Origin of the sequence: Halomonas piscis (genome assembly GCF_031886125.1) — a bacterium.
GTDB classification, from domain to species: domain Bacteria; phylum Pseudomonadota; class Gammaproteobacteria; order Pseudomonadales; family Halomonadaceae; genus Vreelandella; species Vreelandella piscis.
In genome coordinates, this window is the sequence record NZ_CP119391.1 from 678,997 (window position 1) to 704,480 (window position 25,484).

The following is a 25,484-nucleotide window of genomic DNA, read 5'->3' on the forward strand; positions in this document are numbered from 1 at the left end:
CGGTGCAGGCCGGCACCCAACGCAAAACGGCTGCCCAGGGGCAGCCGTTTGCTTATGGCTCGTACGCTCTGTAGCCAGTCGCCTCAGGCGTCGGGGAGGTCGAGCTTTTCCTTCACCACGGGCCAGGCGGGTTCGCCGCTGCGGGTGGTGACGCCGTCAAGAAACGCCTTTACCTTGGCCGGGTGGTCTTTCAGCCAGCTCATGGCGACTTCTTCAACCGGGCGGTCTTCATAGCTCAGGCCGCTGATCATTTCACTCTGCTCTTCGGCGGTGAAGATCAGCTGGTCCAGCAGCCGCGTGGCGTTGGGGTGGCTGTCGGCGAACTGCTGAGAGGCCAGGGTGCGCACGTCGCTGCGGCCGCCGTCCGGGCCCCAGGCGTCTTCCGGGTCGTCGAGGAACTCAATGTCGTACTCGATGGTGGCCCAGTGCGGCGTCCAGGCGTAGAAGACGATCCACTCGTTGCGGTCCATGGTCGACTTGGCCTGGCTGAACATGCCCGAGGTCGAGGTTTCCGAAAGATTCCACTCGTCCAGGCAGTAGGTGCCGTTTTCCTGCATCTCGGCAAGCAGGTCGCTGGTGCCGGAGCCGACTTCAATGGAGTAGATGGTGCCGCCGGCCTTTTCCTGCAGCTCCTTGCTGCAAAGGTCCTCGCCCGAGGTATAGCCTTCTGCGTGGACATAGTCGGGCACCACAAAGCCAAGCCGGGCGCCGTCGACGTTGGTGCCCAGGTCAGCCAGCGAGTCCTTGCCGCTGGTGGCGGTGTCGTACATGCCCTGCTGGGCGGGCAGCCAGGCAGCCAGATAGGCATCGAGTTCGTTTTCGCCCAGCGCCTGGTAGGCGATGGTGGCGCCCAGCTCTTTTTGCCGCGGTTTGTAGCCCAGGGCTTCAAACAGCGTGGCGGCAAGCTCGGACTTGGCGGTAACGCCGGGCCAGGGCGGCACGGCAAAGCGCACGGCGGCGGGTTCTTCGGCGGCGCTGGCAACAAGCGGCGCGGTAAGCAGAGCGGTGCCGAGGGCGCCCGCGGCCAGGCTGGCGTGGAGGGTAAAGCGGCGAGACAGGCGTAAGCACGATTTCATCCGGGCTCCTTATGGTTGCTGCGACAGGCATGACTCTAGACCGGCCGATGCAGAACTGCAACGCAAAACGGCCCGCCGTGAAAGGCGGGCCGTTCGGAGGGAGCGCGGGTGCTCAGGCCCGGAGCGGGCAAGCGCAGCGCGGCTTAGCGCCAGCCGACGCGGTCAAAGATGCGCACGGCTTCGGGGTTGTTTTCGCCCAGCACGCTGACGTTGACGTCGTCTTTCTTGAAGGCGCCCCAGGATTCCAGCACCGGGTCCTTGTGGATGCCGTCAACCACCGGGAACTCGTTGTTGCCGGAGGCAAAGATTTCCTGGGCGGTATCGGAGGCGAGGAACTCGAGGAAGCGCACGGCGTTTTCGCGGTTCGGCGCGTCCTTGACCACGCCGGCACCGCCGACGTTAACGTGGGTGCCGCGGCCGTCCTGGTTGGGGAAGATGATGCCGACCTTGCGTGCGGCTTCGCGCTCGGCGTCGTCGTCAGACTTGAGCAGGCGCACGTAGTAGTAGTGGTTGGCCACGGCCAGATCGCACTCGCCGCTGGCCACGCCGAGGATCTGGTCGGTATCGCCGCCTTCCGGGTCGCGCGCCATGTTGTCGACGATGCCCTGGGCCCATTCTTCGGCCTCTTCTTCGCCGTGTTCGGCGATCATCGAGGCGAGCAGCGACTGGTTGTAGATGTTGTTCGACGAGCGAATGCAGATATCGCCTTCGAACCGGTCGTCGGCCAGGTCTTCGTAGCTTTGGATGTCGCTTGGGTCGACCGCTTCGCGGTTGTAGAGGATCGCCCGGGCGCGCTGGCTAAAGCCGAACCACAGGCCGTCCGGATGGCTCATGGACTCCGGCACGCGCTCGTCGAGCACGTCGGATTCGACGCTCTGGAAGATGCCTTCGTCCTCGGCGCGCCACAGGCGGCCGGCGTCAACGGTGATCATGACGTCGGCGGGGCTGGCCACACCTTCGCGCTGGATACGTTCGATGAGCTGGTCGGAGTCGCCTTCCAGCACGTTGACGTCAATGCCGGTTTCGTCGGTGAACGCTTCGTAAAGCGTGTCGTCGGAGTCGTAGTGGCGAGCCGAGTAGACGTTGATCTCGTCAGCCAGCGCCGAAGTGGCAAAGGCGCTGCCCGCGACGACGGCAGCCATGGAAGCGGCAAGGCGCGTGGGTTTCATCGTCGAACATCCTTATTGGTTGAATGATAATAAATTGCATTATGTTTCGCGGCCATTTAACCGGTTTGAAAAGTCGACGTCAAGCATCCGCAGTCGCGCCGTGGCCGGTGCGGCAAATCGCAACATGCGCTTGGCCGCACAACGGATGCATTGCGCGGCAGGACAAAATAGAATGCGAATAGCTTTCAGTTATTTCAGCAGCGGTGCGCACGCTCGCTGCTCCAACAACGGCGGAATACGATAATGGCTACCATGACTGCGCCGACCACCACCATGAACACTGCGGAAGCCGTCGCCCCGGTCGCGGCGCTTTCGCTCAGCGACGTGCACCACCGCTTTGACCGCCACCCGGTGGTCAAGGGCGTAGAGCTCAGCGTGGCGCCCGGCGAGGTCGTCTGTCTGCTGGGGCCTTCGGGCTGCGGCAAGACCACGCTTCTGCGCATCGCCGCGGGCCTTGAGGTGCTGCAGGAAGGGCGCGTGGGCCTGGAAGGCGAGACCGTGGCGGCGCCGGGCCGGCGCCACGTGCCGCCGGAAAAGCGCAGCGTCGGCCTGGCGTTCCAGGACTCGGCGCTGTTTCCGCATCTGTCGGTGCTGGAAAACGTCAAGTTCGGCCTCAAGTCGCTGCCCTCGGGCAAGCGTCGGGAGCGGGCCCTTGAGCGTCTGGAGCAGCTGGGCATGGCGGAGTACGCCGATACCTACCCGCACATGCTGTCCGGCGGCCAGCAGCAGCGCGTGGCGCTGGCCCGGGCGCTGGCGCCGGAACCGCGGCTGATGCTCCTCGACGAGCCGTTTTCCAGCCTGGACGCGCGCCTGCGCGACCAGATCCGCGACGATACCCTGCACGTGCTGAAAAACGTCGGCGCGGCCACGCTGCTGGTCACCCACGACCCCGAAGAAGCGATGTTCATGGCCGACCGCATTGCCCTGATGCGCGACGGCGTCATCGTCCAGACCGGCACCCCCAGAGAGCTTTACTGCGCACCCTGCGATCCGTTCGTGGTGACGTTTTTCGGCGAGGTCAACGAGCTTTACGGCGTGGTGGAAGACGGCAAGGTCAGCACGCCGGTGGGCACCGTGGAAGCCGGCTGGCTGTCCGAAGGCAGCGAGGCGGTAGTGATGGTGCGCCCGGAGGCGCTGCGCGTCAGCGAGCGCGACGAGTGCGGCCGCGCCCACGTCCACAGCCACGTGGTCATGGCCAAGCTGTTGGGCCGCTCGAGCCTGCTCCACCTCTGCGCTCACGGCCCGGACGACGCAGAAGCCCACCTCCACGCCCGGGTGCCCGGGGTGTTTCTGCCCGCGGAAGGGCAGCCGGTGGACATTCATCTGGATCTATCCCAGGTCTTCGTCTTTGCCGCCTCCGGTACCGCTGCCGGGGCGTGAACGGCGCATCGCCAGGCTCAAGAAGATCACCGGAATAATGCCCACCGCGACGATGGCAAGCGAGGCCGTGGAGGCCTCGGCCAGGCGCTCGTCCGAAGCCAGGCTGTGGGCCCGCACCGCCAGGGTATCGAAGTTGAACGGGCGCAGGATGATGGTGGCGGGCAGCTCCTTCATGGCGTCGACGAACACCAGAATGCCCGCCGCCAGCAGGCTCGAGCGCATCATCGGGGTGTGAATGCGCCTGAGCGTGCCGCCGGCAGTTTGCCCCAGGGTGCGCGCGGCGGCGTCCATGCTCGGGGTCACCTTGCCAAGGCTCGCCTCCACGGCGTTGAACGACACGGCGAGAAAGCGCGTGACGTAGGCGTAGATGAGAATAAACGCCGAGCCGCTGAAGATCAGCCCGACGATGGTGCCGTAGTGCTCGTTGAGCCAGACGTTGATGGCGTTGTCCAGCCAGGCAAACGGAATCAGAATGCCCACGGCCACCACCGAGCCGGGAATGGCGTAGCCCATGGCCGCCACCCGGGAGCTGACCCGGGCGAAGGGCGTGTTGTGAATGCGCACCCCGTAGCTGAGCAGCAGCGCCATGCCCACGGCGAGAATCGCCGCGCCCACGGAAAGCCCGAGGCTGTTGGCGGCAAAGCCGATGAAGCGCGCGCCGAACAGCGAATCTCCCTGCTCGATGGCCAGGTTGAGCAGAATGCCGCTGGGCAGCACAAAGCCCACCAGCACCGGCAGCAGGCAGGCCAAAAGCGCCGCGCCGGCGCGCCAGCCGCCGAGGCGATATTCGGGCAGCTGCTGGTAGCGGTTGGTGGTGTGAAAGTAGCGCTTCTTGCCCCGGGAGTAGCGCTCCAGCAGCACCAGCGCGATAACAAACGCCAGCAGGCAGGCGGCCAGCTGCGCCGCCGCCACCGGCTCGCCGAGGCCAAACCAGGTGCGGTAAATGCCGGTAGTGAAGGTATCCACGCCGAAAAACTGCACCGCGCCGAACTCGTTCAGCGTCTCCATCAGCACCAGCGAGACGCCGCCCACCAGCGCCGGGCGCGACAGCGGCACGGCCACGCTGGCGAACATGTGCCAGGGGCCGCGGCCCAGAGTGCGGCCGACGTCCAGCACGCACACCGACTGCTCGAGAAACGACGCCCGGGCGAGCAGGTAAACGTAGGGATAGAGCACCAGGGTAATCAGCGTGGCCGCGCCGCCCAGCGAGCGCACGTTGGGGAAGTAGTAGTCGCCGTATTCCCAGCCGGTGATCTCGCGCAGCAGGCTTTGCAGCGGCCCCGCCACCTGAAGAAAATCGGTATAGGCGTAGGCGATGACGTAGGTAGGCACCGCCAGCGGCAGCAAAAGCGCCCACTCGAAGATGCGCTTGCCGGGAAAGCGGCACATCACCACCAGCCAGGCGGTGCCGGTACCGATCACCAGGGTGCCCACGCCCACAAACAGCACCATCCAGAAGGTGTTGGTCAGGTAGCGCGGCAGCACCGTGGACGCCAGGTGCTGCCAGACGTCGCCGGAAGGGAAAAACACGTGGCTGAACACCACGATCACCGGCAGGGCTACCACCAGCGCAATGGCAAAGAGGATAGCTGCCCAGGGGCTGAACCGCGGCCTGGCGCCGGCGCGTAGCCGGTGGGCCATGGCGGGCAGCCCGCGACTGGCGGAATGAGACAAGACAAACCCTCCTTTGCGCCCGGATAAGAGACGCTGTCTGGCGACAATGCGATAAACTCTCGGTGGCAAATAGTATCATTCGCAGGTAGCCGGCTGCAGCACCGCCGCACAGAAGGAGGTGGCGCAGACGCCGCCGCGACAGGAGACCCCATGCATGATTTCACGCCGCCGGCCGACGAGCGTCGCGGCCTGGCCGCCGTGCTGGCCCACGCCGCAAGGCTCGCGCGTCGCCGTGCCCGTCGGCTCGTCTGGATTGACGGCGATGCGGCGATCGGTCGCCGCCGGGCGCGGGCCGTCTGGCAGGCGCGCGACTGGCGCGCGCCGCTGTGGGTAGGGGAGACGGCCGACGATGAAGCCGGAGCGCCCCCGGCGCTGCCGGCGAGCAAGGCCCGCACCCGGCTGGGCCAGGAGCACGGACTGATCGTGGTGGACGCCGCCGCGGGTCTGGATCCGGACGCTCTCGGCGCGCTGGGCGGCACGCTGACCGCCGGCGGGCTGCTGCTGCTGATTACCCCGGCAGGGTGGGGCAGCGCGCCTGACGCCGACTACCGCCGCATCGCCGACTACCCTTGCGCCTGGGCTGAACTCAGCGCGCACTATCTGGCAAGGCTGGCCCATTTGCTTGCGCACGACGGCGGCGCGATCCGCTGGTCGGCCGAAGCCGCCGCGCCCGAGCTGCCGCGCTTTTCCGCTTCGCCCGAGCCCGCAGCGCCGCCCGAAGACAGCGCCTGTTTGACCGCCGACCAGGCCCGGGCGGTGGCCAGGCTCACCCGGCTGAAGCGTCGCCGGCCGCTGGTGATCACCGCCGACCGGGGCCGGGGCAAGAGCGCCGCGCTGGGTATCGCCTGCGCCCGGCTGCTGGCTCGGGGCGTGGCGCGTATTACCGTGACCGCACCGCGGCCCGGCGCCGCGGCGGCGCTGTTTGCCCACGCCGAAGCGGAAGCGGGAGTGAGCGCTGAAGCCTCCCGGCGGCGGGTAGAGATAAACGGCGGCGTGCTCGAGTTTATCGCCCCGGACGCGCTGAGCGCGGCGGTTGAGGCGGGCACCCTGGGGGGCGACGGCAGCTATTTGATGGTGGACGAGGCCGCGGCGATTCCGCCGGCGCTGCTGGGGCAGTGGCTGGCCGCCTTTCCGCGCGTTGCCTTTGCCACCACGGTGCACGGCTACGAAGGCTCCGGGCGCGGCTTCGCTCTGCGCTTTCGCGCGCGGCTGGATGAGCAAACGCCGGGCTGGCAGGGGCTTGCGCTGGAGACGCCCGTCCGCTTTGCCGAAGGCGATCCGCTGGAGACCACGCTCAATCGTCTGCTGCTGTTAAGGGCCGCACCGCCGGCGCCGGCGCCGGCGTACGGCGGCGATGACGCCGTGCGCTGGCTTGAGCGCAGAGCGCTGGCCCGACACGAGCCGGCGCTGGAGGCTCTTTTCGGCCTGCTGGTGCAGTCCCACTACCGCACCACGCCGGACGACGTGCGCCAGCTCCTCGACGGCCCGGGCACCCGCATCGGCGTGCTGGGCGCGGCGCGCGCGCCCGAAGGCGTGGCGGTCATGCGCGCCGAAGGCGGCTTTGACGCCGCGCTTGCCGAGCGGGTGGCTCGGGGCGAACGCCGCCCCCAGGGCCACCTGCTGGCGCAGTCGCTGGCCGCCCACGCCGGCAGCCGCGAGGCGTTAACCGCGCGCTGGCAGCGGGTCACGCGGATCGCCGTGCATCCGGAAAGGCGCCGCCAGGGCAGCGGGCAGGCGCTGCTGGCCGCGGCGGAGCAGGCGGCTCGGCAGAGCGGGGCGGACCTGCTGGGCGCCACCTTCGGCGCCGAGGCCGGGCTTCTGGATTTCTGGCTCGCTGCGGGCTTTTCACCGGTGCGGGTGGGCGTCACCCGAGACACCGCCACCGGCGAATACCCGCTGATGGTGGCGCGCGCGCTGACGCCCCGCGGCGAAGCGGTGCTTGACGAGTTAGCCCGGCGGCTCGGCGCCTCGCTCGCAGGGCTTTTGGCCTTTGAGCTCTCCGGCCTCCCCGCCGACGTGCTGGTACGCCTGCTGGCAAGCCTTCCGCCGGCGACGCTGGGAGACGCGCAGCGACAGGACATTGACGACGTGGCCAACGCGCAGCGCGACCCGCGGCTGGCCCGGCCGGCGCTCAAGGCGCTGGCCCGGGCCGCCGCCTGCCGGCCGCTGGATGATGCTACCCAGGGCGTTTGCGCTGACCTTGCCGGCTGGGCCTATCAGAACCGCAGGCTTGCTGACAGCCACAAGCGCCACGTCAGCGCCATACGCCGCGCGGCGGCGGTGCTGGCTGAGCTTGATGCTGAGCTTGAAAAAGGTGAGCCGTAAGAGGCCGGCTTTGCCGGGCGGCTGAATCCCCACTGAACCCGGCAGTCCTTCGGCCTGCGTCGCGCGGCGCAGCCGCCCTCCTACAGGTTGCATAAGCAGGGGGTTGTGGGAGGCCGGCTTTGCCGGGCGATGCAGGCCACAGGCCTGCCAGAAATTGCCGGTTACGTTCCGCGCGGGCGGTTAGTCAGCGTCGTCAAACGCCGCCAGCCCGTCGCGGTATTCGCCTACGTCGCTTGGTTCGTCGCCCGGATCAAAGCGGATGTCCAGGCGGTGCTTTTGCAGTCTGGCCCACAGCTCGCGCAGCTCCTCGACGCTGACGTTGAGCGCCTCCTCGGCGCGGCGCTCGCGGCGGTCAAAGCGCACCTCGTCAAGCGCGGTGGCCTGCCAGTGGCGGTCGGCCAGCTGGCCAAGGCCGGTGGCGCGCTCGCTGAGTTTGCTGTGTACCGCCTGGCGGTAGGGGGCCAGGGCTTCGTCGTCCAGGGCCTTCAGACGTTCGTCCACGTCGGCCATGAAGGCGCTCATGCGCTCGGCAACGGTGGCGCTGTCGCTACCCGGAGACTGCACCACCAGGGCCAGGCCCGGGGCATCCAGCAGCGGGTAGTAGCCGGCGTTGACGATGTAGCCCAGCTGCTCCTGGGTGCGCAGCTGCTGATAAAACGGCGTCTGCAGCCACTGGGCCAGCACGCTGACGGCCGCCTGCTGGCGCGGCGTGGCAGCGTCGCCCTGGAGATAGCGCAGTACCAGCGACTCGTCCCGGGTGCTGTGGGGGCGAAGCACGCCCTTGTCGGCGCTGACGGCCAGCGGCTCGAGGGCGGGAATCTTTTCGCGGGCCAGGCGCGGAGCCAGCTGCTGTTTGATGCTTGCGGCCTGTTTTTGCGCCCGGTCGGCGTCGAGGTTGCCCACCGCCATGGCGTCAACGTAGAGCTCGTCAAGAAAGCGCCGGCGAAAATCTTCCAGGTGGTGGTGCTCAAGGCGCTGGCTGGCGGCAAGCAGCTCACCCGGGGACCACTGCGGCGCCAGCAGCGCCTGGTTCAGTGTGCGCCGCGCCTGGCCGAACAGCGCCGAGTCCGGGGCGTTGCGCCACTGGCGCTCGAGCCGATGCTTGACGCGCTCGAAGCTGCCCGGGGTAATGTCGCCGCGCTGTATCTGCTCGATGACCCGGGTGATCAGCGGCGCCTGACCGTCGCGCCAGCCGGAAAAGGCGAGCGTCATGCCTCTGGCGTGGGCATAGGCGTTGAACGACTGCCCGGCGAGCCGCGCGGGGTAGAGCGTCTCGTTCAGGCTGTCGTTGAGCCAGCCGGCGAGCAGGCGGTCGAGCACGGCCTCCTCGGCGGAGCGGCGCACGCCGGGGTGCTGCAGGCTGACGCGCCATTCCACCTTGGGCGTGTCGAAGCGCTCCACGGCCATGTGCCAGGCGGTGAAGTGCGGGGTTTTCTCGATTACGGACGGGGTTTCGTCCTGGCCGCTCTGCAGCGTCAGATCCTCGGCGATAAAAGGGTTGGGCTCGGGCAGCGCCAGCCCCTGCAGGGCGGTGCCGCCTTCGGCGGCCGGGGTCTTCTGCCACTGGGTATCGAACCAGGGCGATGTGCGTTCGCCTTCGACCTCGGGGCCGGAGTAGATGCGAATCATGTTGTCCGGCCTGAGCGCGTCGAGGTAGGTGCGGGTACGCTCGGCGTCAAAGCCGTCCATGCGATAGGGGGCGTACTGCACGTCCCTGATCGGATAGCGCGACAGGCGCATGGCAAGCTCGGTGGCTTCGTGCTGGGGCGCGCCGTGCTGCTGGAAGCGGAACGACTGCTGCTCGAGGGCCGCCTGTTCGGCGTAGCGCCATTCTTCCAGCCCGTCGGCGGCGACGTTGTCGACTGCGCTAAAGAGCGTGGCCTGAACGTCGTCCAGCCGCTCGGCGCCGTCGGGGGTCAGGCTGACGCTGACGGTGAACAGCGCGTCCTTGCCGTCGCCGCGGCTCACGCCGGCAGACAGGCCGTCGGCAAGCCCGGCATCGCGGAGGACGGCCAGCACGCTGCCTTCGCCCTCATCGCCCAGCAGGTGGGCCAGCAGCTGAGCGGGCTTGCGGGCGTATTCCTCCAACGGGTCAGGGATCGGAAAAAGAAAGCGCAGCTGGCGGTTGTCGGTCAGCGTCTGGCGTTCCAGGTAGACGGGCAGCGAGCCCTTGTCGACCAGCGGCGCCTCGATGGTCGGGCGCTCGAGCTCATGGTCGGCAATGGCGGCAAAGCGGTCGGTGACCATCTGCTCCAGCGTATCCAGCGGCTGAGGCGCTACCACTGCCAGGTGCATCACGTTGGCGTCGTAGTAGCCGCGATAGAAGTCGATGACACGTTCGCGAAGCGACGGCTCGTCTGCCGGCCGGTCGGCCAGGGTTTCGACGCTGCCCACGGAGAATTGAGTGCCGGGGTGATCGGGGTTGAGCACCTGGTTGAGCACGTCGTTTTCCCGCCGGCTTTCGTTGCGCCGGCGCGCCTGGTATTCGGAGTCCACCACGCTGCGCTCGCTCGAGAGCTTGTCGGCGTTGAACAGCGGCGAGAGAAAAAAGGCGCTGAAGCGATCCAGCGCCCCGGGCAGCGCCGAGGGTTCAACGTCAAAGAAGTAGTTGGTGTCCTGGGACGCGGTAAAGGCGTTGTGCGAGCCGGCGTGCCGAGTGATATAGGTCTGGTAGGCCTCGGGCTCGGGGTAGGGCTCGGTGCCCAGAAACAGCATGTGCTCGAGCAGGTGGGCAAGGCCCTGGAGATCCTCGGGGTCCTGGGCGCTGCCCACGCTGACGTTCATCGAGGCGGCGGCCGTGTCGGCCTCGGGGGCGCTGACCAGCAGCGCTGTCAGGCCGTTTTCCAGCGTCAGTACGCGGTAGTCGCGGCTGTCAAAGGGGCTGGTGATCGGCGTCTGGACATCGGCAACGTCCGCCGACGAAGCGCCGGCCTGGGCCGACAGCCCGGCCGCGCCGACCGCAAGCACAGCGCTCAGCGCCAGCGGGGCGCGGTACGCTGACGAGCGCGTGAACGAGAAGGGAAGAAAGCGTGACAGCATCGTGTCTCCTGTAATCAGGGTTGCCAGGTCAGCATCGGGCCGACGGGGTGGGCGCAGCTCGGAGACTGGTTGGCGGGGTTGTTGACCTGCCTTGATACCGGAAAAGCGCCCAATAGTTCCAGCGGTGCCGGGGTCAGCAAGGCCTGGACCTGCTCAAGGGGCGTATCCGGGTTCAGCCAGCGTTCGACATCGGCCGGGGCGATCACCGCCGGCAGACGCTCGCTCAGCGGCGCAAGCCAGGCGCTGGCGGGCACGGTGATCAGCGCCGCGGAGTCGTTGAACGCGGTGAGCGTGGTGTGGTAGCGACACCAGAGACCGGCGAGCAGCAGCGGCGCGCGGCTGGCCTGGGTGACCAGGTACGGCTGCTTGCCCCGGGGCTTGCGCTGCCAGACGTAAACGCCGCCGGCGGGAATCAGGCAGCGCCGAGCGCGAAAGGCCTCGCGGAACATGGCGCGGGTTTCCAGCGACTCGGCCCGGGCGCAGTGGGGCGCGTGGTCGAGCACTTCGAGCCAGGGAGGCGTCAGCCCCCAGAACAGCGGCGCCAGGCGGTATCCGCCCTGCTCCTGACGCACGGCCGACACGGCTCGGCGCGGGGCCAGATTGGGCGAGGTGACCTGGGTGTCCGCGGCGGTCAGGCCGGGCAGCAGCCGTGGCAGATCCAGCGGCGGAACATAAAGACGTCCGGTCATGTGCGCCTCAGCGGTAGTGGATGGCGCCGGTGCCGTGAAAGCACGCGGTTACGCGGGGAAAGCGGCTCGAAAACGCTGTTCGATCTGGGGTATCCTAAGGCCTCGCTCGTCCGTGTCAAAGCACGTGCGCCGGACGCGGAGGCGACAGGTCGATTTCGCCATTGTCGCCAACGCCCTCACGCCAACTCGAAGAGATTGCCATGGCCCGTCCAAGACAGCATGCGCCCGATACCCTCCATGCGCAGGTGATGGCGGTCTGCGATCGCTGGCTCACGACCCGGCCGGTGCACGACCTGTCGCTGCGTGCCATTGCCCGGGAGGTAGGCTGCGCGCCGAGCACGCTGCTCAAGCTTTACGGCAGCTTTCACAACCTCTTGCAGTACGTCAACGTCGAAACTCTGGCGCGGCTGCAATATATCATCAGCAACCTGAAAACCGACGCGCCGGAGCCCTGGCTGCGCTCGCTGGCCCATGCCTACTGGCAGTTTTCGGCCCAGGACTGCTATCGCTGGCAGCTGCTGTTTGACTATCCGCTGGCCGACGGCGGCGAGCTCGATCAGCGCCAGAGCGGGCTGATCGAAGCGCTGTTCGTGGAAGTCGAGACCTGCCTGCGCAACTTCCAGCCGGCGCTCGGGGAGCTCGAGGCGCGCCAGCTGGGCCGCATGCTGTGGGGCAGCGTTCACGGCCTGGTACAGCTGGGGCTGAACGAGCGGCTGGGCTACTGGCAGGGCGAGCAGCTCAAGATCGACGAGCTGCTCGACCAGCTGCTGACCACGGTGCTGGCCGGGCTGCGCGAACGGGGGCCGGCCGAGTGACGTCCAGGCCGCGAACACAGCGCCTGGTGGTGCGTCGGCTTATCCGCTACGTGATTCTGGCGCTGGTGCGGCTTTGCTATCGGCTGAGGGTGCGCGGGCGCAGACACGTGCCGCGCCACGGGGCAGCGCTTCTGGTGTGCAACCACGTAAGCTATATGGACGCGCTGGTGCTGGGGGGCGCCTGTTCGCGGCCGCTGCGCTTTGTCATGGATCGGCCGATTTACGACTCGCCCTGGCTCAAGTGGCTGTTTTTGCTGGTCGGAGCGATTCCCATCGAATCCGAGCGGCGCGACCCCGGGGCCCTGCGCCGAGCGCTGGACGACATCAGCAAGGCGCTCGCCAACGGCGAAGTGGTCATGGTGTTTCCCGAGGGGCGCTTGACCACCAACGGCGAGGTGCAGCGGTTTCGCCGCGGGCTGGAGACGATTCTTGAGCGCAATACGGTGCCGGTGATACCGGCGGGCCTGGCCGGGCTCTGGGGCTCCTGGACCTCGCACTGCGGCGGCCCGGCACTGAGCAAGCCGCCGGGGCGCTTTCGTGCCCGGGTCAGCCTGCATTTCGGCGAGCCGGTGGACCCCCGGGCGGTGCAGAACGAGGCGCTGTGCCGCTATTTCGAAGCTCGGGTACGGGTGCTCAAGGCCGGTGCCGACGAGGAGATTTGCCGCGGGGAGGCCGACTAGCGCCGCGCCGGCTGCCAGCAGCGCGCCGCGGTGATCAGGTTGCCGCGGATGTCGATGATTTCCAGCCGGACGTCGCCGATCTGCAGGCTGGCCGGCCCCTGGGGAAACGATTCCAGGTGCTCGAGTATCAGCCCGTTGAGCGTCTTGGGGCCGCTGGTGGGAAGCTCCCAGCCCAGCGCCTTGTTGATCTCGCGGATGTTGGCCGTGCCTTCGATGATGTGGCTGCCGTCGTCCTGGGGGTAGATCTCCCGGGCCTCCGACACGTCGGTGGTGAACTCCCCCACAATCTCTTCGAGAATATCCTCAAGCGTGACCAGCCCTTTCACGTCGCCGTACTCGTCCACCACGATGCCGATGCGGCGCTTTTGCTGCTGGAAGTTGAGCATCTGGGTATGCAGCGGCGTGGACTCGGGGATGAAGTAGGGCTCGCGAGCCTCCTGGACAATGGCCGCCTTGGTTACCTCGGCGCGCGACAGAAAGCGCGCGGCGTTGCGCAGGTGCAGCATGCCGACGATGTTGTTGATGTCGCCCTTGTAGACCGGCAGGCGGGTGTGCTGGCTGGTGCGAATCTGGGTCAGAATGGCTTCGAGGCTGTGATCGAGATCGATGCCGATGACTTCATGGCGGGGCACCATGATGTCGTTCACGGTGACGTTTTCCAGATCGAGAATCGATAGCAGCATGGCCTGGTGGCGGTAGGGGATCAGCGTGCCGGCTTCGTGAACCACGGTGCGCAGTTCCTCCTGGGTGAGGCTGTCGCTGCTGCCGTCCACGCGCTTGACGCCGACCAGCCGCAGCAGGCCGTTGGAGATCATGTTGACCAGCCATACCAGCGGGTAGAGCAGCTTGAGCAGCGGCTCCAGCACATAGGAGGCCGGGTAGGCAATGCGTTCGGGGCGGATGGCGGCGTAGGTCTTGGGCGTGACTTCGGAAAAAATCAGGATGGCAATGGTCAGAAGCGCGGTGGCAATGGCCGGGCCCGAGACCTCGCCGAAAAAATGAATGGCGATGATGGTGGCGATGGAGGCCGCCAGGTTATTGATGAAGTTGTTGCCGATCAGGATCATGCCGATCAGCCGGTCCGGACGCGAAAGCAGTCTAACCACGCGACGGGCGCGACTGTCGCCGGCGCTGGCGTGATGGCTCAGGCGATAGCGGTTGATCGACATCATGCCGGTTTCCGAACTGGAGAAAAACGCCGATAGCAGGATCAGCAGCGCCAGCAGGCCGAACAGTAACCCCAGAGGGAAGTCGTCGCTCAAGTTGAAGGTTCCTCTGTCGCCGTTTCAGGGTCGCGTTGCAAACGCGATTGTTAAAAGCCGGGTTGCGGGGTGTCAAGACGGCAGCGGCGCCGCTGCCCGACGGGTCGGAAAGCGGAAATCGGCGGCTCAGGGGGTGAGCAGGATTTCCAGCACGAACTTGCTGCCGAAGTAGGCGAGCAGCAAGAAACCGCAGCCCCAGAGCGTCCACTTCACCGCGCGCATGCCCCGCCAGCCAAAGCGGTAGCGGCCGGTGAGCAGCACGGCCAGCACTCCCCAGGCCACAAAGGAGAGCACGGTCTTGTGCACCAGGTGCTGGGCAAACATGTTGTCGATGAAGATCAGTCCGCTGACGATGGCGATGCTGAGCAGCACCATGCCGGCCCAGATCAGCTCAAAAAGCACCCGCTCCATGGTGGTCAGCGGCGGCAGGGACTGGACGATGCCGCGGATGTGATGGTGGCGCAGCGCCTGGTTCTGAAGCCCCACCAGCACGGCCTGGGCGGCGGCAATGGCGAGGATGGCAAAAGCCAGGGTCGAGGTGACGATATGCAGCAGTATGCCCGGCGTAATGCTGCCCTGGATACCGTGGCTGGGCGTGCCCGTGGCCAGCACCAGCGCCAGCCCTGCCAGCGGGAACAGCGCGATGCCGGCGTTGAGCACCGGCTTGAACAGGCTGGCCACCAGCACCACGTTGGCGGCCACCGCCATGAACAGCGCCACGCTGGTGGTAAAGCCGGGCAGAAGGCCCGGCGTGCGGCCCAGCAGTTCGATGATCGCGGGAATGTGCAAAAGCAGCGCCACCACGGCCAGCAGGCGGACAATACCCTGGCGCGGGGGCACCCGGCGCAAAAGCGTCATGCCCTGCCAGATAGCGGCAGCGAGATAGAGAACAAGAGCAATCGTGGCGAAAGGCAGCGCCTGCATGATGCCATCCGTGCGCCCGACGGCGCTGTGTAGTGAGAGCGAAAGGATGACCGCTGCGCTGCGCGGCGATTAAGAAAGGCCGCCAGCTTGCGGTAACTGATCGCCTACTATAACGAATCCCTGCCGTTTCGCACAGCGGTGGCGGATGGAGACTCGCGCCGCCAGCGCGTATAATGGCCGCCATCTTGTCCAGGGCGCTTGCGTCTGGTGACCAAAAGGGGGACTAACGCCCATGTTTGAGAATCTTAGCGACCGTCTATCGCAGACGCTGAAGTCAATCAAGGGTCAGGCTCGCCTGACCGACGACAACATCAAGGATACCCTGCGCGAGGTGCGCCGCGCGCTGCTGGAGGCCGACGTTGCCCTGCCCGTGGTCAAGGCCTTTGTCGACCGCGTGCGCGAGCGGGCGGTGGGCCAGGAAGTGTCGAAAAGCCTGTCGCCGGGCCAGCAGTTCGTCAAGATCGTCCAGCAGGAGCTGGAAGCGATCATGGGCGAGGCCAACGAGAGCCTGGTGCTCAAGGGGCAGCCGGCTTCGGTACTGATGGCGGGCCTTCAGGGCGCGGGTAAAACCACCTCGGTGGCCAAGCTGGGCCGCTTTCTGCGCGAGCGCGAAAAGAAAAAGGTGCTGGTGGTGTCCGCCGACGTCTATCGCCCGGCGGCCATTGACCAGCTGGAGACGCTGGCGAAGGAAGTCGAGGTGGATTTCTTCCCTTCGAACTCCGGGCAGAAGCCGGTGGATATCGTCAAGGCGGCGATGCACCACGCCAGGATCCAGTTCCACGACGTCGTGCTGATCGACACCGCCGGCCGGCTGGCCGTCGATGAGGCGATGATGGAGGAGATCCGGGGGCTCCACCAGGCAGTGACGCCGGACGAAACCCTCTTCGTGGTCGACGCCATGACCGGCCAGGACGCGGTGAATACCGCCAAGGCCTTCCACGAAGCGCTGCCGCTTTCCGGCGTGGTGCTGACCAAGGCCGACGGCGATGCCCGGGGGGGTGCAGCGCTGTCGGTGCGCCACGTGACCGGCAAGCCGATCAAGTTCATGGGTATGGGCGAGAAAGTCGACGCCCTGGAGCCGTTCCACCCCGACCGGGTGGCCTCGCGAATCCTGGGCATGGGCGACATGCTCTCGCTGATCGAGGAAGCCGAGCGCACCGTCGACAAGGACAAAGCCGACAAACTCGCCAAGAAGGTCAAGAAGGGCAGCGGCTTTGATCTTGAGGATTTCCGCGAACAGCTCCAGCAGCTCAAGAAAATGGGCGGCATGGGCGGCTTGATGAGCAAGCTGCCGGGTATGGGGCAGATGGCCGAAATGGCCCAGGGCCCGGGGCCGGAAAAGGAGCTTGGCAAGCTTGAGTCGTTGATCAACTCGATGACGCCCAAAGAGCGCCACAAGCCCGAGATCATCAACGGCTCGCGCAAGCGGCGCATCGCCGCCGGCGCCGGGCTGCAGGTGCCGGACCTCAACCGCCTGCTCAAGCAGCACAAGCAGATGCAGAAAATGATGAAAAAGGCCGGCAAGAAAGGCGGCATGCAGAAAATGATGCGCGGCATGGGCGGCCCCGGTGGTATGGGCGGCCCCGGTGGTATGGGCGGCCCCGGTGGTATGGGCGGTCCCGGTGGTATGGGCGGTCCTGGCGGTATGGGCGGTCCTGGCGGTATGGGCGGCGGCCCGGGCGGCTTGCCACGGCGCTGACGCTACCGGCTTTTCGCCGCGCAGGCTTTCCAAAACCCGCGCGGTTACGTAGAATGCGGCCTCTTCATGCGTGGGTGATGCGCTCTGGCGCCGCCCGTGAAGCCGTTAACAAGCACTTATATCCCGACAGAGCGCGCGGTATTCCGTTCGGGCAGGGCCCGCGGCAGGGCGCTTTTGTCATCTCAACCGAAGGATATTGTTCGTATGGTTACCATTCGTTTGGCACGCAGCGGCGCCAAAAAGCGTCCTTTTTATCATCTTTCCGTGACCGATTCGCGTCGTTCGCGCGACGGCCGTTTCATCGAGCGCGTGGGCTTTTTCAACCCCGTTGCCCGCGGCGAAGAAGAGCGTCTGCGCATCGATCTGGACCGCATCTCCTACTGGCAGGGCCACGGCGCGCAGCTGTCCGATCGCGTTGCCGAGCTGGTCAAGGAAGCCGGCAAGCAGGCTTAAGGGCGGCCGTGCTGTTAGACGAGGTGTTTGATGTCTGATCCCGCGCGCTCTACATCTCCGGCCGACGCACATCGCCTGGCGCCGGAGGACTGCGTGGTGCTGGGCCAGCTGACAAGCCCCCACGGTATCCAGGGGTGGCTCAAGGTATACGCCTACACCAGCCCTGCTGACAGCATTTTTGACTATCCCGAATGGTGGGTGCGAAAGGGCGATCGCCTTTCACGCTACCGCGTCGTTCAGGGGCGCCGGCAGGGCAAGGGGCTGGTCGTCCAGCTTGACGGCGTGGCCGACCGCAGCGCCGCAGAGGCGCTGGTGAAAGCGGACATCCTCATGCCCAAGGACGAACTGCCCGAGCTTGCCGACGACGAATACTATTGGCACGAGCTTGAGGGCCTGGCGGTCTTCACCCGTGCCGGCGAACGGCTGGGGCGGGTCGCAGGCCTGTTCGAGACCGGCGCCAACGATGTCATGATGGTGCGCGGCGACCGCGAGGCCATCGACCGGCGCGAACGCCTGCTGCCGTATCTGCCCGGTGACGTCATCATCGAGGTGGATCTCGACGCGGGCCAAATGCGCGTCGACTGGGACCCGGACTTTTGACCGTGACGGACGCCGCATCGCCAGGCCTGTGGGTCGGCGTAGTGTCGCTGTTCCCCGAGATGTTCGGTGCTCTGACCGGGCACGGCGTGACCGGCCGAGCGATAGACAGGGGGCGGCTGGCGCTCGAGTACTGGAACCCTCGGGACTACGCCACCGACCGCCACCGCAGCGTCGATGACCGCCCCTACGGCGGCGGTCCGGGAATGCTGATGAAGGTCGACACCCTGCGCGGCGCCATTGCCGACGCCCGGGCCCGCGCCGAAGAGGCCACCGGCCTCGCGCCGACGGTGATCTACCTCTCGCCCCAGGGCAGGAAGCTCGACCAGCAGGGCGTGCAGACGCTGGCCGCCCAAGGCCCGCTGGTGGTGGTGGCCGGGCGCTACGAAGGCATTGACGAACGCGTGGTCGAGCGTGACATCGATGAGGAATGGTCGATCGGCGACTATGTGCTGAGCGGCGGCGAGCTGCCGGCCATGGTGCTGATTGACGCGGCGGCAAGGCTGATTCCCGGGGTGCTCGGGCATCAGGACTCCGCCGTCGAGGATTCATTCAACCAGGGGCTTTTGGACTGCCCGCACTACACGCGCCCGGAAGTGATCGACGGCGCGCACGTGCCCGAGGTGCTGCTGAGCGGTGACCACGAAGCCATCAGGCGCTGGCGGCTGAAACAGTCGCTCGGGCGTACCTGGCTGCGCCGGCCGGAGCTGATCGACCGGCAAACCCTGGAAAAAACGCAGCGCCGGCTGCTGGATGAATTCATCGAAGAGAACGCGTTGCCCCCCCGCTAGCGGGTTGGCCAGGCGGCCAGCCGGAGGGGCAGGGCGGCGGTGCAGGGCGAAGGCCGGTAGCCACGCACCTGCGTCACCCATGACGACTCCCGCGCACTCGCACCGAGCGCCGGGATCACGGTTTGCCCACCCATATTCGTATGCGGCAGACCACCACGACATATCAGGAGCAAGACGATGAGCAAGAACAAGGTGATCCAGGCGCTTGAAGCCGAGCAGACGGAAAAGGAAATGCCGGCCTTTGCCCCGGGGGATACCATCTCCGTGCAGGTCAAGGTAAAGGAAGGCAGCCGCGAGCGTTTGCAGGCGTTTGAAGGCGTAGTGATCGGCAAGCGCAACCGCGGCCTGAACTCCGCCTTCACCGTGCGCAAGGTATCCCACGGCGTGGGCGTCGAGCGTACCTTCCAGACCTACAGCCCGCTGGTGGACTCCATCCACGTCAAGCGTCGCGGTGACGTACGTCAGGCCAAGCTTTACTACCTCCGCGAGCGCAGCGGCAAGTCCGCGCGCATCAAGGAAAAGCTGGCGTAAGCCCGCCTTTCGTCCAGCCTTCGGGCTGCTTGAGAACCCCGTCACCGCTTTGCGGGGCGGGGTTTTGCTTGTCTGCCCGTCTGCGGCATGATCCCCGAGCAAAAGGCCGGTACCCATGGACCTGATCGATGCCTTCCTGGATGCCCAGTGGCTGGAGCGCGGCGCCAGCGAGCATACCCTGGCCGCCTACCGGCGCGACCTGACGGCGTGGTGCCGGGTGCTGGAGGACGCCGGAGAGTCCCTGAGAGCACCGCCGCCGGAGAGGCTGGTGGCCTGGTTCGAGGCGCGCCGGGCCGAGGGCTATCGGCTGCGCAGCAACGCCCGCCTGCTGTCGAGCCTGAGAAGCTTTTATCGCTGGGCGCGGTTGACCGGCCAGGTCTCCAGCGATCCGCTGGCGGGGATCCGACTGCCGCCGGTGCGGCCGGCTTTGCCCCACGTGCTCGATGAAGACGAGGTCGAGCGGCTCATGGCGGCCCCGGACACCGGCGCGCCGCTGGGGCTGCGCGATCGCACCATGCTCGAGTTGCTCTATGCCTGTGGCCTGCGCGTCTCCGAGCTTGTAGGCTTGAGCGTTGACGCCGTGAACCTGCGCCAGGGGGTGGTGCGGGTGCGCGGCAAGGGCGACAAGGATCGGCTGGTGCCGCTGGGGGCGGAAGCCGCGCACTGGCTCGAGCGCTACATCGACGCCGCGCGGCCGGCACTGATGCAGGACGTAACGCGCCCGGCGCTTTTTCCCGGGCGCGGCGACAAGGCCATGACGCGCCAGACGTTCTGGCATCGCATCAAGGCTCATGCGTTTGCCGCCGGCATTGCCACGCCGCTGTCGCCGCACACCCTGCGCCACGCCTTTGCCACGCACTTATTGAATCATGGCGCTAATTTGCGTGTCGTACAGCTGCTGCTGGGGCATAGCGACTTGTCCACCACGCAGATTTACACGCACGTTGCCCAAGCGCGCCTTGAGCAGCTGCACGCTGAACATCATCCACGAGGTTGAACGACAATGGGTCGACATTTGCTTTTACGCCTGGCGGTTGCCGGCGCGCTGCTCCCCGGGCTGGCAGCAGCTGCCCCCGCGCCCGATACGCTGACCGACTCGCTGCGCATCAACGGCCAGAAAGTGCCGGTGGAAAGCGTAAGCGACACGCCGCTGGACGGCATTTACCACGTTGAGCTGAAGGGCGGCGAGTCGTTTTACGCCAACGCCGACGGCAGCTATTTCGTGGTGGGTGACCTGTATCACAACGAGGGCGACAAGCTCACCAACCTAAGCGAGCAGGAAAAGAACCAGGAGCGCGCCGAGGCGCTGGCGGACGTGCCGGACAGCGAGCGCGCGATCTATCGCGGCGTGGGTGAGCCGCGCGCCACCATCACGGTGTTTACCGACACCAGCTGTCCGTACTGCACCCGGCTGCACGAAAGCATCCCCGAGCTCAACGAGCGCGGCATCGAGGTCAACTACCTGGCCTTTCCGCGCGGCGGCATGCAGAGTCCGGCGGCCCGGGTCATGCAGCAGGCCTGGTGCAGCGACAACGTCAGCGAGGCGCTCAGCCGGGCGTTTGATGACGAAACGCTCAGCGCCGGTGCCGGCTGCGACAACCCGGTGGCCGAGCAGCACCGGCTGGGCCTGGAGCTCGGCGTGAAGGGCACCCCGGCGATCGTTCTGCCCGACGGCACCATGGTGCCGGGCTTTGTGCCCCCCGAGCGGCTGGCCGCCATGCTGGGGCTGGACAACCAGCCCGGCGCTGAGCGCCAGCGCTAAATGAACGCAATCTGACACTATGCTGACTGCACCGGTCGATGGCTGATCCGATACCGGTGCGCAACAAAAAAGGGGATTTATTGTGAAACCGGTGAGAGTAGGTATTTGTGGTCTGGGCACCGTCGGCGGCGGCACCTTCAACGTATTGACGCGCAACGCCGAAGACATCGCGCGCCGGGCGGGCCGCCCGATCGTGGTTGAGCAGGTAGGGCATCGCAGTATCCACCCGGACTGCGATATCACCGGTATCAAGGCCACCGGCGACGTCTTTGAAGTCGCCGCCAACCCCGATATCGACGTCATTGTCGAGCTCATCGGCGGCTACGATATCGCCCGGGAGCTGGTGCTCACCGCCATCGACAACGGCAAGCACGTGGTCACCGCCAACAAGGCGCTGATTGCCGTGCACGGCAACGAAATTTTCCAGGCGGCCCACGACAAGGGCGTGATCGTCGCCTTCGAAGCGGCCGTTGCCGGCGGCATTCCGGTGATCAAGTCGCTGCGCGAGGGCCTGGGGGCCAACCGCATCGAATGGGTGGCCGGCATCATCAACGGCACCGGCAACTACATTCTCACCCACATGCGCGACGAAGGCCGTGCCTTTGAGGACGTGCTCGCCGAGGCCCAGGCGCTGGGCTACGCCGAAGCCGATCCCACTTTCGACGTCGAAGGCATCGATGCCGCGCACAAGCTGACCATCATGGCGTCCATCGCCTACGGCGTGCCGCTGCAGTTCGACAAGGCCTACACCGAGGGAATCGGCCGGATTACCGCCGAGGACGTCGAGCAGGCCGACAATCTAGGCTACATGATCAAGCATCTGGGAATCGCCAAGCGCACCGACAACGGCCTGGAGCTTCGCGTCCACCCCACCCTCGTGCCCAAGGAGCGGCTGCTGGCCAACGTCAGCGGGGTGAAAAACGCCATTGCGGTGATGGGCGACGCCGTGGGCCCCACGCTTTACTACGGTGCCGGCGCCGGCTCCGAGCCCACGGCGTCGGCGGTGATTGCGGATATTCTCGACGTCGCCCGGGATATCAACACCGAGCACCCGTACCGCGTGCCTTATCTGGCCTTCAGCGGCGTCACCGAGGACATGGACGCCCCGGCGATCATGCCCATGGAAGACATCACCACGGCCTACTACCTGCGCCTGCTGGCGGTGGACCGCCCCGGCGTGCTGGCCCGGGTGGCCACGATCCTTGCCGAGCACGGCATCTCCATCGAGGCGCTGATCCAGAAGGAAATCACCGAAGGCGAGCTGGTCCCCATCATCATGATGACCCACCGTACCAGGGAGCGTGAGATGAACGACGCCATCCGCGAGATCGAGTCCATGGCCGATATTGCCGGCTCGGTGACCCGTATCCGGGTGGAGAGCCTGGACGAGGGAGAGTAACGCCATGCGCTATATCAGCACCCGGGGCGAGGCCCCGGCGCTCTCCTTCGAGGAGGTCGTGCTCACCGGCATGGCCAGCGACGGCGGTCTCTACGTTCCCGAAACGCTGCCGTCGTTCACCCGCGACGCCCTGGCCGACATGGCCGGGCTGTCCTACGCCGACATCGCCTTTCGCGTGATCAAGCCCTTCGTCGGCGGCGAAATCGATGACACCACCCTGCATCAGCTGATAGTGGAGGCCTACTCGACCTTCAGCCACGACGCGGTGGTGCCGCTCAGGCAGCTGGATGCCAACCACTTTTTGCTCGAGCAGTTCCACGGTCCCACCCTGGCGTTCAAGGACGTGGCGCTGCAGCTTCTCGGCCGCATTCTTGATCACTTTCTCAAAAAGCGCGGCGAGCGCGCGGTGATCATGGGGGCAACGTCGGGGGATACCGGTTCGGCGGCGATCGAGGGCTGTCGCCACTGCGACAACCTGGATATCTTCATCCTGCACCCGCACAACCGGGTGTCCGAGGTGCAGCGCCGCCAGATGACCACGGTGCTCGCGGACAACGTCTTCAACGTGGCCATCGAGGGCAACTTCGACGACGCCCAGGCCATGGTCAAGGCCAGCTTCGCCGATCAGGCCTTTCTCGACGGCACCCGGCTGGTGGCGGTGAACTCGATCAACTGGGCGCGGATCATGGCGCAGATGGTCTACTACGTCGCCGCCGGCGTGGCCCTGGGCGCGCCCCACCGCGAGGTGAGCTTCTGCGTGCCCTCGGCCAACTTCGGCAACGTCTTTGCCGGCTACATGGCCTACAAGATGGGGCTGCCGGTGAAGCAGTTCATCGTTGCGACCAACGCCAACGATATTCTGCACCGTACGCTTGCCGACAACGACTTCTCCAGGCGCGAGCTTGAGGCAACGCTGGCGCCTTCCATGGATATCGTGGTGTCGTCCAACTTTGAGCGCCTGCTGTTCGACGCCTATGACCGCGACGGTGCCGCCGTGGCGGCGCTTTTGGAGCGCTTCCAGCACGAGCCCGCCGCTTTGGCCGAGGCGCCGCTGGCCAAGCTGCGCGAGAAGTTCTCAAGCCACAGCGTGGATGACGCCACCATCCTCGAGGTCATCCGCGAAGCCCATCGGCGCACCGGCGAGCTGCTCGACCCGCACACCGCCACCGGCTACCGCGCCGCCGAGCGCGCTCGGGCGAACGCCGCCACGCCGATGATCACTCTTGCCACCGCGCACCCGGCCAAGTTTGCCGACGCCGTGATCGAGGCCGGCTTCCCCGGCGTTGAGCTGCCGCCGCACATGGAAGGCCTGCTCGAGCGCGAGGAGCGCTTTGCGGTGCTGCCCGCCGAGCTTGACGCCGTGCAGCGGTTCGTCGCGGAGAACCGCCGCTGATGAGCGTACTGGCGGAACTGCCGCGAGGCATGACCCGGCCGCGCCTGGAGCCGCGGCCCCGGGATCCGGACGTCTACGCCCGGGCCCGGGCCGAAGGGCTCACGGCGCTTCAGGCGTGGCTTCTGGCCTCGCGCCTGCCGGGCTACGCCGAGCCGCTTGCGCCTCTGGTCACGCCGGGGCTGCGTCACCTGGCGCACCCGGAGAAACTCGCCGACGGCCGCCGAGCCGCCGAGCGCATCGCCCAGGCGGTGACGGAGGGCGAGCACATCGGTATTCTCACCGATTACGACGTCGACGGCATTACCTCCCACGTGGTGATCCGGCGCACCCTGGTGGAGCTTTTTGGCGTGGCCGACGCGAAACTCCACAGCCTGATCGGCCACCGCATCCATGACGGCTACGGCATCAGCCTGCCGCTGGTGGAGCGCACCCTGGGGCTGGCACCGCGGCCGACGCTGGTCATCACCGCCGACTGCGGCAGCTCCGACGAGCCGCGCATTGCGCGCCTGGCCGAAGAGGGCATCGACGTGGTGGTCAGCGATCACCACGCCCTGCCGGCAGAGGGGCCGCCGGCCTCGGCCTATGCCTGCGTGAATCCCACTCGGCATGACTGCGCCTACCCGGATGCCACCATTGCCGGCTGCATGGTCGCCTGGCTGGTGATGTCGCTTGCGCGAAGCGTGCTCATCGAATGGGGCGCGCTGCCCGGCGCTACGCCCAAGCTCTCGCCGTGGCTGTCGTACGTGGCGCTGGGCACCGTGGCCGACTGCGTGTCGCTGGGGGCAAGCCCGGCCAACCGGGCTGTGGTCACTCAGGGCCTCAAGCTCATCAACCGCATGGAAGCGCCTTGCTGGCGAGCCATGGCCGAACGCCTGGGGCCGGACAGCGTGCCGTTCGACGCCGAAACCCTGGCGTTTCAGATGGGGCCCAGGATCAACGCCCGCTCGCGCCTTGACGACCCCTACGCGGCGCTGCATTTCATGCTCGCCGAAAGCGACGCCGTGGCGGCGAAGCAGCTTGGCATCCTTGAGGACGACAACCAGTCGCGCAAGGCCATCGAGGCGGAGATGGCGGCCGAAGCCAGGGCGCTTGCCGCCGAGTCGCTCGTCGCCGATGAGAAAGCCATCGTGGTGTTTGTCGAAGACGGCCACCCGGGGGTGCAGGGCATCGTCGGCTCCCGGCTGGTGCAGGCCTACGGCCGCCCGGCGCTGGTGCTCACCCGGGCTTCTGCTCCCGGAATGCTCACCGGCTCCGGACGCTCCATCGACGGGCTGCACCTGCGCGACGCGCTACAGCGCACCTTTGAGCTGGCCCCCGAAGCGCTGCCGCGCTTTGGCGGGCACAGCGGCGCTGCCGGCATCGGCCTGCCCGAAGAACGCCTGGGCGAGTTCAAGGCGGCGTTCTTGCGCGCGGTAGAGGAGCAGCTGGGCGATGCGCCGCTTTATCCGCGGCTGTGGACCGACGGCGAGCTCGAGGCAGACCAGATGGATCTTGCCACCCTGGACGAGCTGGAGACGCTCGGCCCCTACGGCCGCGAGTTCGATCCGCCGCTGTTCGAGGGCGAATTTATCGTCGAGTCCCTGCGCCCGGTCGGCGCCGACGGCAGCCATCTGATGATGGAACTATCCACCGGCGCCGCGACGCTCAAGGCCATCTGGTTTCGCGCGCTGACCCCCGGTGAGCTTCCCGCCTTCGGCATGGGTGACACCCTGCACTGCGCCTACAAGCTCAACCGCAACCGCTTTCGCGGCCGCGAAAGCCTGCAGCTGATGGTGGAGCACGCCGAGCCGCGGTAGCGCCCGGCGCTGTCTCCTGTCTTGCCCTGA

The 25,484-nt window shown here is 66.9% G+C and carries 21 protein-coding genes; 14 read left to right on the forward strand and 7 right to left on the reverse strand.

Annotated features, from left to right (window positions below; genetic code table 11):
• Positions 1–83: 83 nt before the first annotated feature.
• Both P1P91_RS03215 and P1P91_RS03220 read right to left on the reverse strand, forming a co-directional pair.
• Positions 84–1,076, reverse strand: a complete 993-nt coding sequence (locus P1P91_RS03215) for a glycine betaine ABC transporter substrate-binding protein (protein ID WP_311884473.1) — start codon at positions 1,074–1,076, stop codon at positions 84–86.
• Positions 1,077–1,219: 143 nt separating this feature from the next.
• Entirely contained in the window at positions 1,220–2,245 is a 1,026-nt protein-coding gene (locus tag P1P91_RS03220) for a Fe(3+) ABC transporter substrate-binding protein (protein WP_311884475.1), read from the reverse strand.
• Positions 2,246–2,488: 243 nt separating this feature from the next.
• On the opposite strand from P1P91_RS03220, the gene P1P91_RS03225 reads away from it, so the two are divergent.
• Positions 2,489–3,625: an ABC transporter ATP-binding protein gene (locus P1P91_RS03225; protein WP_376717174.1), complete on the forward strand. Its 1,137-nt coding sequence runs from the start codon at positions 2,489–2,491 to the stop codon at positions 3,623–3,625.
• Here the strand turns inward: P1P91_RS03225 and P1P91_RS03230 are convergent.
• A complete protein-coding gene (locus P1P91_RS03230; RefSeq protein WP_311885678.1) occupies positions 3,575–5,266 on the reverse strand; it encodes an ABC transporter permease in 1,692 nt (563 codons plus the stop codon). The two genes, P1P91_RS03225 and P1P91_RS03230, sit on opposite strands and share 51 nt — an antisense overlap.
• A 183-nt stretch (positions 5,267–5,449) precedes the next feature.
• On the opposite strand from P1P91_RS03230, the gene P1P91_RS03235 reads away from it, so the two are divergent.
• A complete protein-coding gene (locus P1P91_RS03235; RefSeq protein ID WP_311884477.1) occupies positions 5,450–7,624 on the forward strand; it encodes a GNAT family N-acetyltransferase in 2,175 nt (724 codons plus the stop codon).
• A 180-nt stretch (positions 7,625–7,804) separates the two neighbouring features.
• Here P1P91_RS03235 and P1P91_RS03240 read toward each other — a convergent pair whose 3' ends face one another.
• On the reverse strand, positions 7,805–10,663 hold the full coding sequence (locus P1P91_RS03240; RefSeq protein ID WP_311884481.1) for an insulinase family protein: 2,859 nt from the start codon (positions 10,661–10,663) through the stop codon (positions 7,805–7,807).
• Positions 10,664–10,677: 14 nt separating this feature from the next.
• Positions 10,678–11,352, reverse strand: coding sequence for an SOS response-associated peptidase (locus P1P91_RS03245; RefSeq protein ID WP_311884483.1), 675 nt, complete (start codon positions 11,350–11,352; stop codon positions 10,678–10,680).
• Positions 11,353–11,552: 200 nt separating this feature from the next.
• Between P1P91_RS03245 and P1P91_RS03250 the strand changes: the two genes are divergently transcribed.
• Complete coding sequence (locus P1P91_RS03250) at positions 11,553–12,167, forward strand: TetR/AcrR family transcriptional regulator (RefSeq protein ID WP_311884485.1); 615 nt, start codon at positions 11,553–11,555, stop codon at positions 12,165–12,167.
• Positions 12,168–12,193: 26 nt separating this feature from the next.
• Positions 12,194–12,847 carry a 1-acyl-sn-glycerol-3-phosphate acyltransferase gene (locus P1P91_RS03255; protein ID WP_376717475.1) on the forward strand — a complete coding sequence of 218 codons (654 nt, stop codon included), beginning with the start codon at positions 12,194–12,196 and terminating at the stop codon, positions 12,845–12,847.
• Here the strand turns inward: P1P91_RS03255 and P1P91_RS03260 are convergent.
• Positions 12,844–14,109 carry an HlyC/CorC family transporter gene (locus P1P91_RS03260; protein WP_311884489.1) on the reverse strand — a complete coding sequence of 422 codons (1,266 nt, stop codon included), beginning with the start codon at positions 14,107–14,109 and terminating at the stop codon, positions 12,844–12,846. The two genes, P1P91_RS03255 and P1P91_RS03260, sit on opposite strands and share 4 nt — an antisense overlap.
• A 126-nt stretch (positions 14,110–14,235) precedes the next feature.
• Positions 14,236–15,033 (reverse strand): cytochrome C assembly family protein, encoded by a 798-nt coding sequence (locus tag P1P91_RS03265; protein ID WP_311884490.1) that lies wholly within the window; start codon positions 15,031–15,033, stop codon positions 14,236–14,238.
• Positions 15,034–15,265: 232 nt separating this feature from the next.
• Here P1P91_RS03265 and ffh point away from each other — a divergent pair, with 232 nt between their 5' ends.
• From ffh to P1P91_RS03315, 10 genes are all read left to right on the forward strand, one after another.
• The gene (gene ffh, locus P1P91_RS03270) at positions 15,266–16,732 is read left to right on the forward strand and encodes a signal recognition particle protein (protein WP_311884492.1); all 1,467 of its coding nucleotides are present in this window, start codon (positions 15,266–15,268) and stop codon (positions 16,730–16,732) included.
• Between the two features lie 204 nt (positions 16,733–16,936).
• Complete coding sequence (gene rpsP, locus P1P91_RS03275; RefSeq protein WP_311884493.1) at positions 16,937–17,185, forward strand: 30S ribosomal protein S16; 249 nt, start codon at positions 16,937–16,939, stop codon at positions 17,183–17,185.
• A gap of 30 nt (positions 17,186–17,215) precedes the next feature.
• Entirely contained in the window at positions 17,216–17,785 is a 570-nt protein-coding gene (rimM, locus tag P1P91_RS03280) for a ribosome maturation factor RimM (protein WP_311884495.1), read from the forward strand.
• A gap of 26 nt (positions 17,786–17,811) precedes the next feature.
• Positions 17,812–18,573 carry a tRNA (guanosine(37)-N1)-methyltransferase TrmD gene (trmD, locus tag P1P91_RS03285; protein ID WP_311885679.1) on the forward strand — a complete coding sequence of 254 codons (762 nt, stop codon included), beginning with the start codon at positions 17,812–17,814 and terminating at the stop codon, positions 18,571–18,573.
• A gap of 177 nt (positions 18,574–18,750) precedes the next feature.
• Positions 18,751–19,104 (forward strand): 50S ribosomal protein L19, encoded by a 354-nt coding sequence (gene rplS / locus P1P91_RS03290; RefSeq protein ID WP_311884497.1) that lies wholly within the window; start codon positions 18,751–18,753, stop codon positions 19,102–19,104.
• Between the two features lie 115 nt (positions 19,105–19,219).
• On the forward strand, positions 19,220–20,101 hold the full coding sequence (gene xerD, locus P1P91_RS03295) for a site-specific tyrosine recombinase XerD (RefSeq protein ID WP_311884499.1): 882 nt from the start codon (positions 19,220–19,222) through the stop codon (positions 20,099–20,101).
• A 6-nt stretch (positions 20,102–20,107) separates the two neighbouring features.
• Positions 20,108–20,866: a DsbC family protein gene (locus P1P91_RS03300; RefSeq protein WP_311884501.1), complete on the forward strand. Its 759-nt coding sequence runs from the start codon at positions 20,108–20,110 to the stop codon at positions 20,864–20,866.
• An 82-nt stretch (positions 20,867–20,948) separates the two neighbouring features.
• Positions 20,949–22,265, forward strand: a complete 1,317-nt coding sequence (locus P1P91_RS03305) for a homoserine dehydrogenase (protein ID WP_311884502.1) — start codon at positions 20,949–20,951, stop codon at positions 22,263–22,265.
• Positions 22,266–22,269: 4 nt separating this feature from the next.
• Positions 22,270–23,658 (forward strand): threonine synthase, encoded by a 1,389-nt coding sequence (thrC, locus tag P1P91_RS03310; RefSeq protein ID WP_311884503.1) that lies wholly within the window; start codon positions 22,270–22,272, stop codon positions 23,656–23,658.
• Positions 23,658–25,454, forward strand: a complete 1,797-nt coding sequence (locus tag P1P91_RS03315; protein ID WP_311884505.1) for a single-stranded-DNA-specific exonuclease RecJ — start codon at positions 23,658–23,660, stop codon at positions 25,452–25,454. Before thrC ends, P1P91_RS03315 begins: the two co-directional genes overlap by 1 nt.
• Positions 25,455–25,484: the final 30 nt, after the last annotated feature.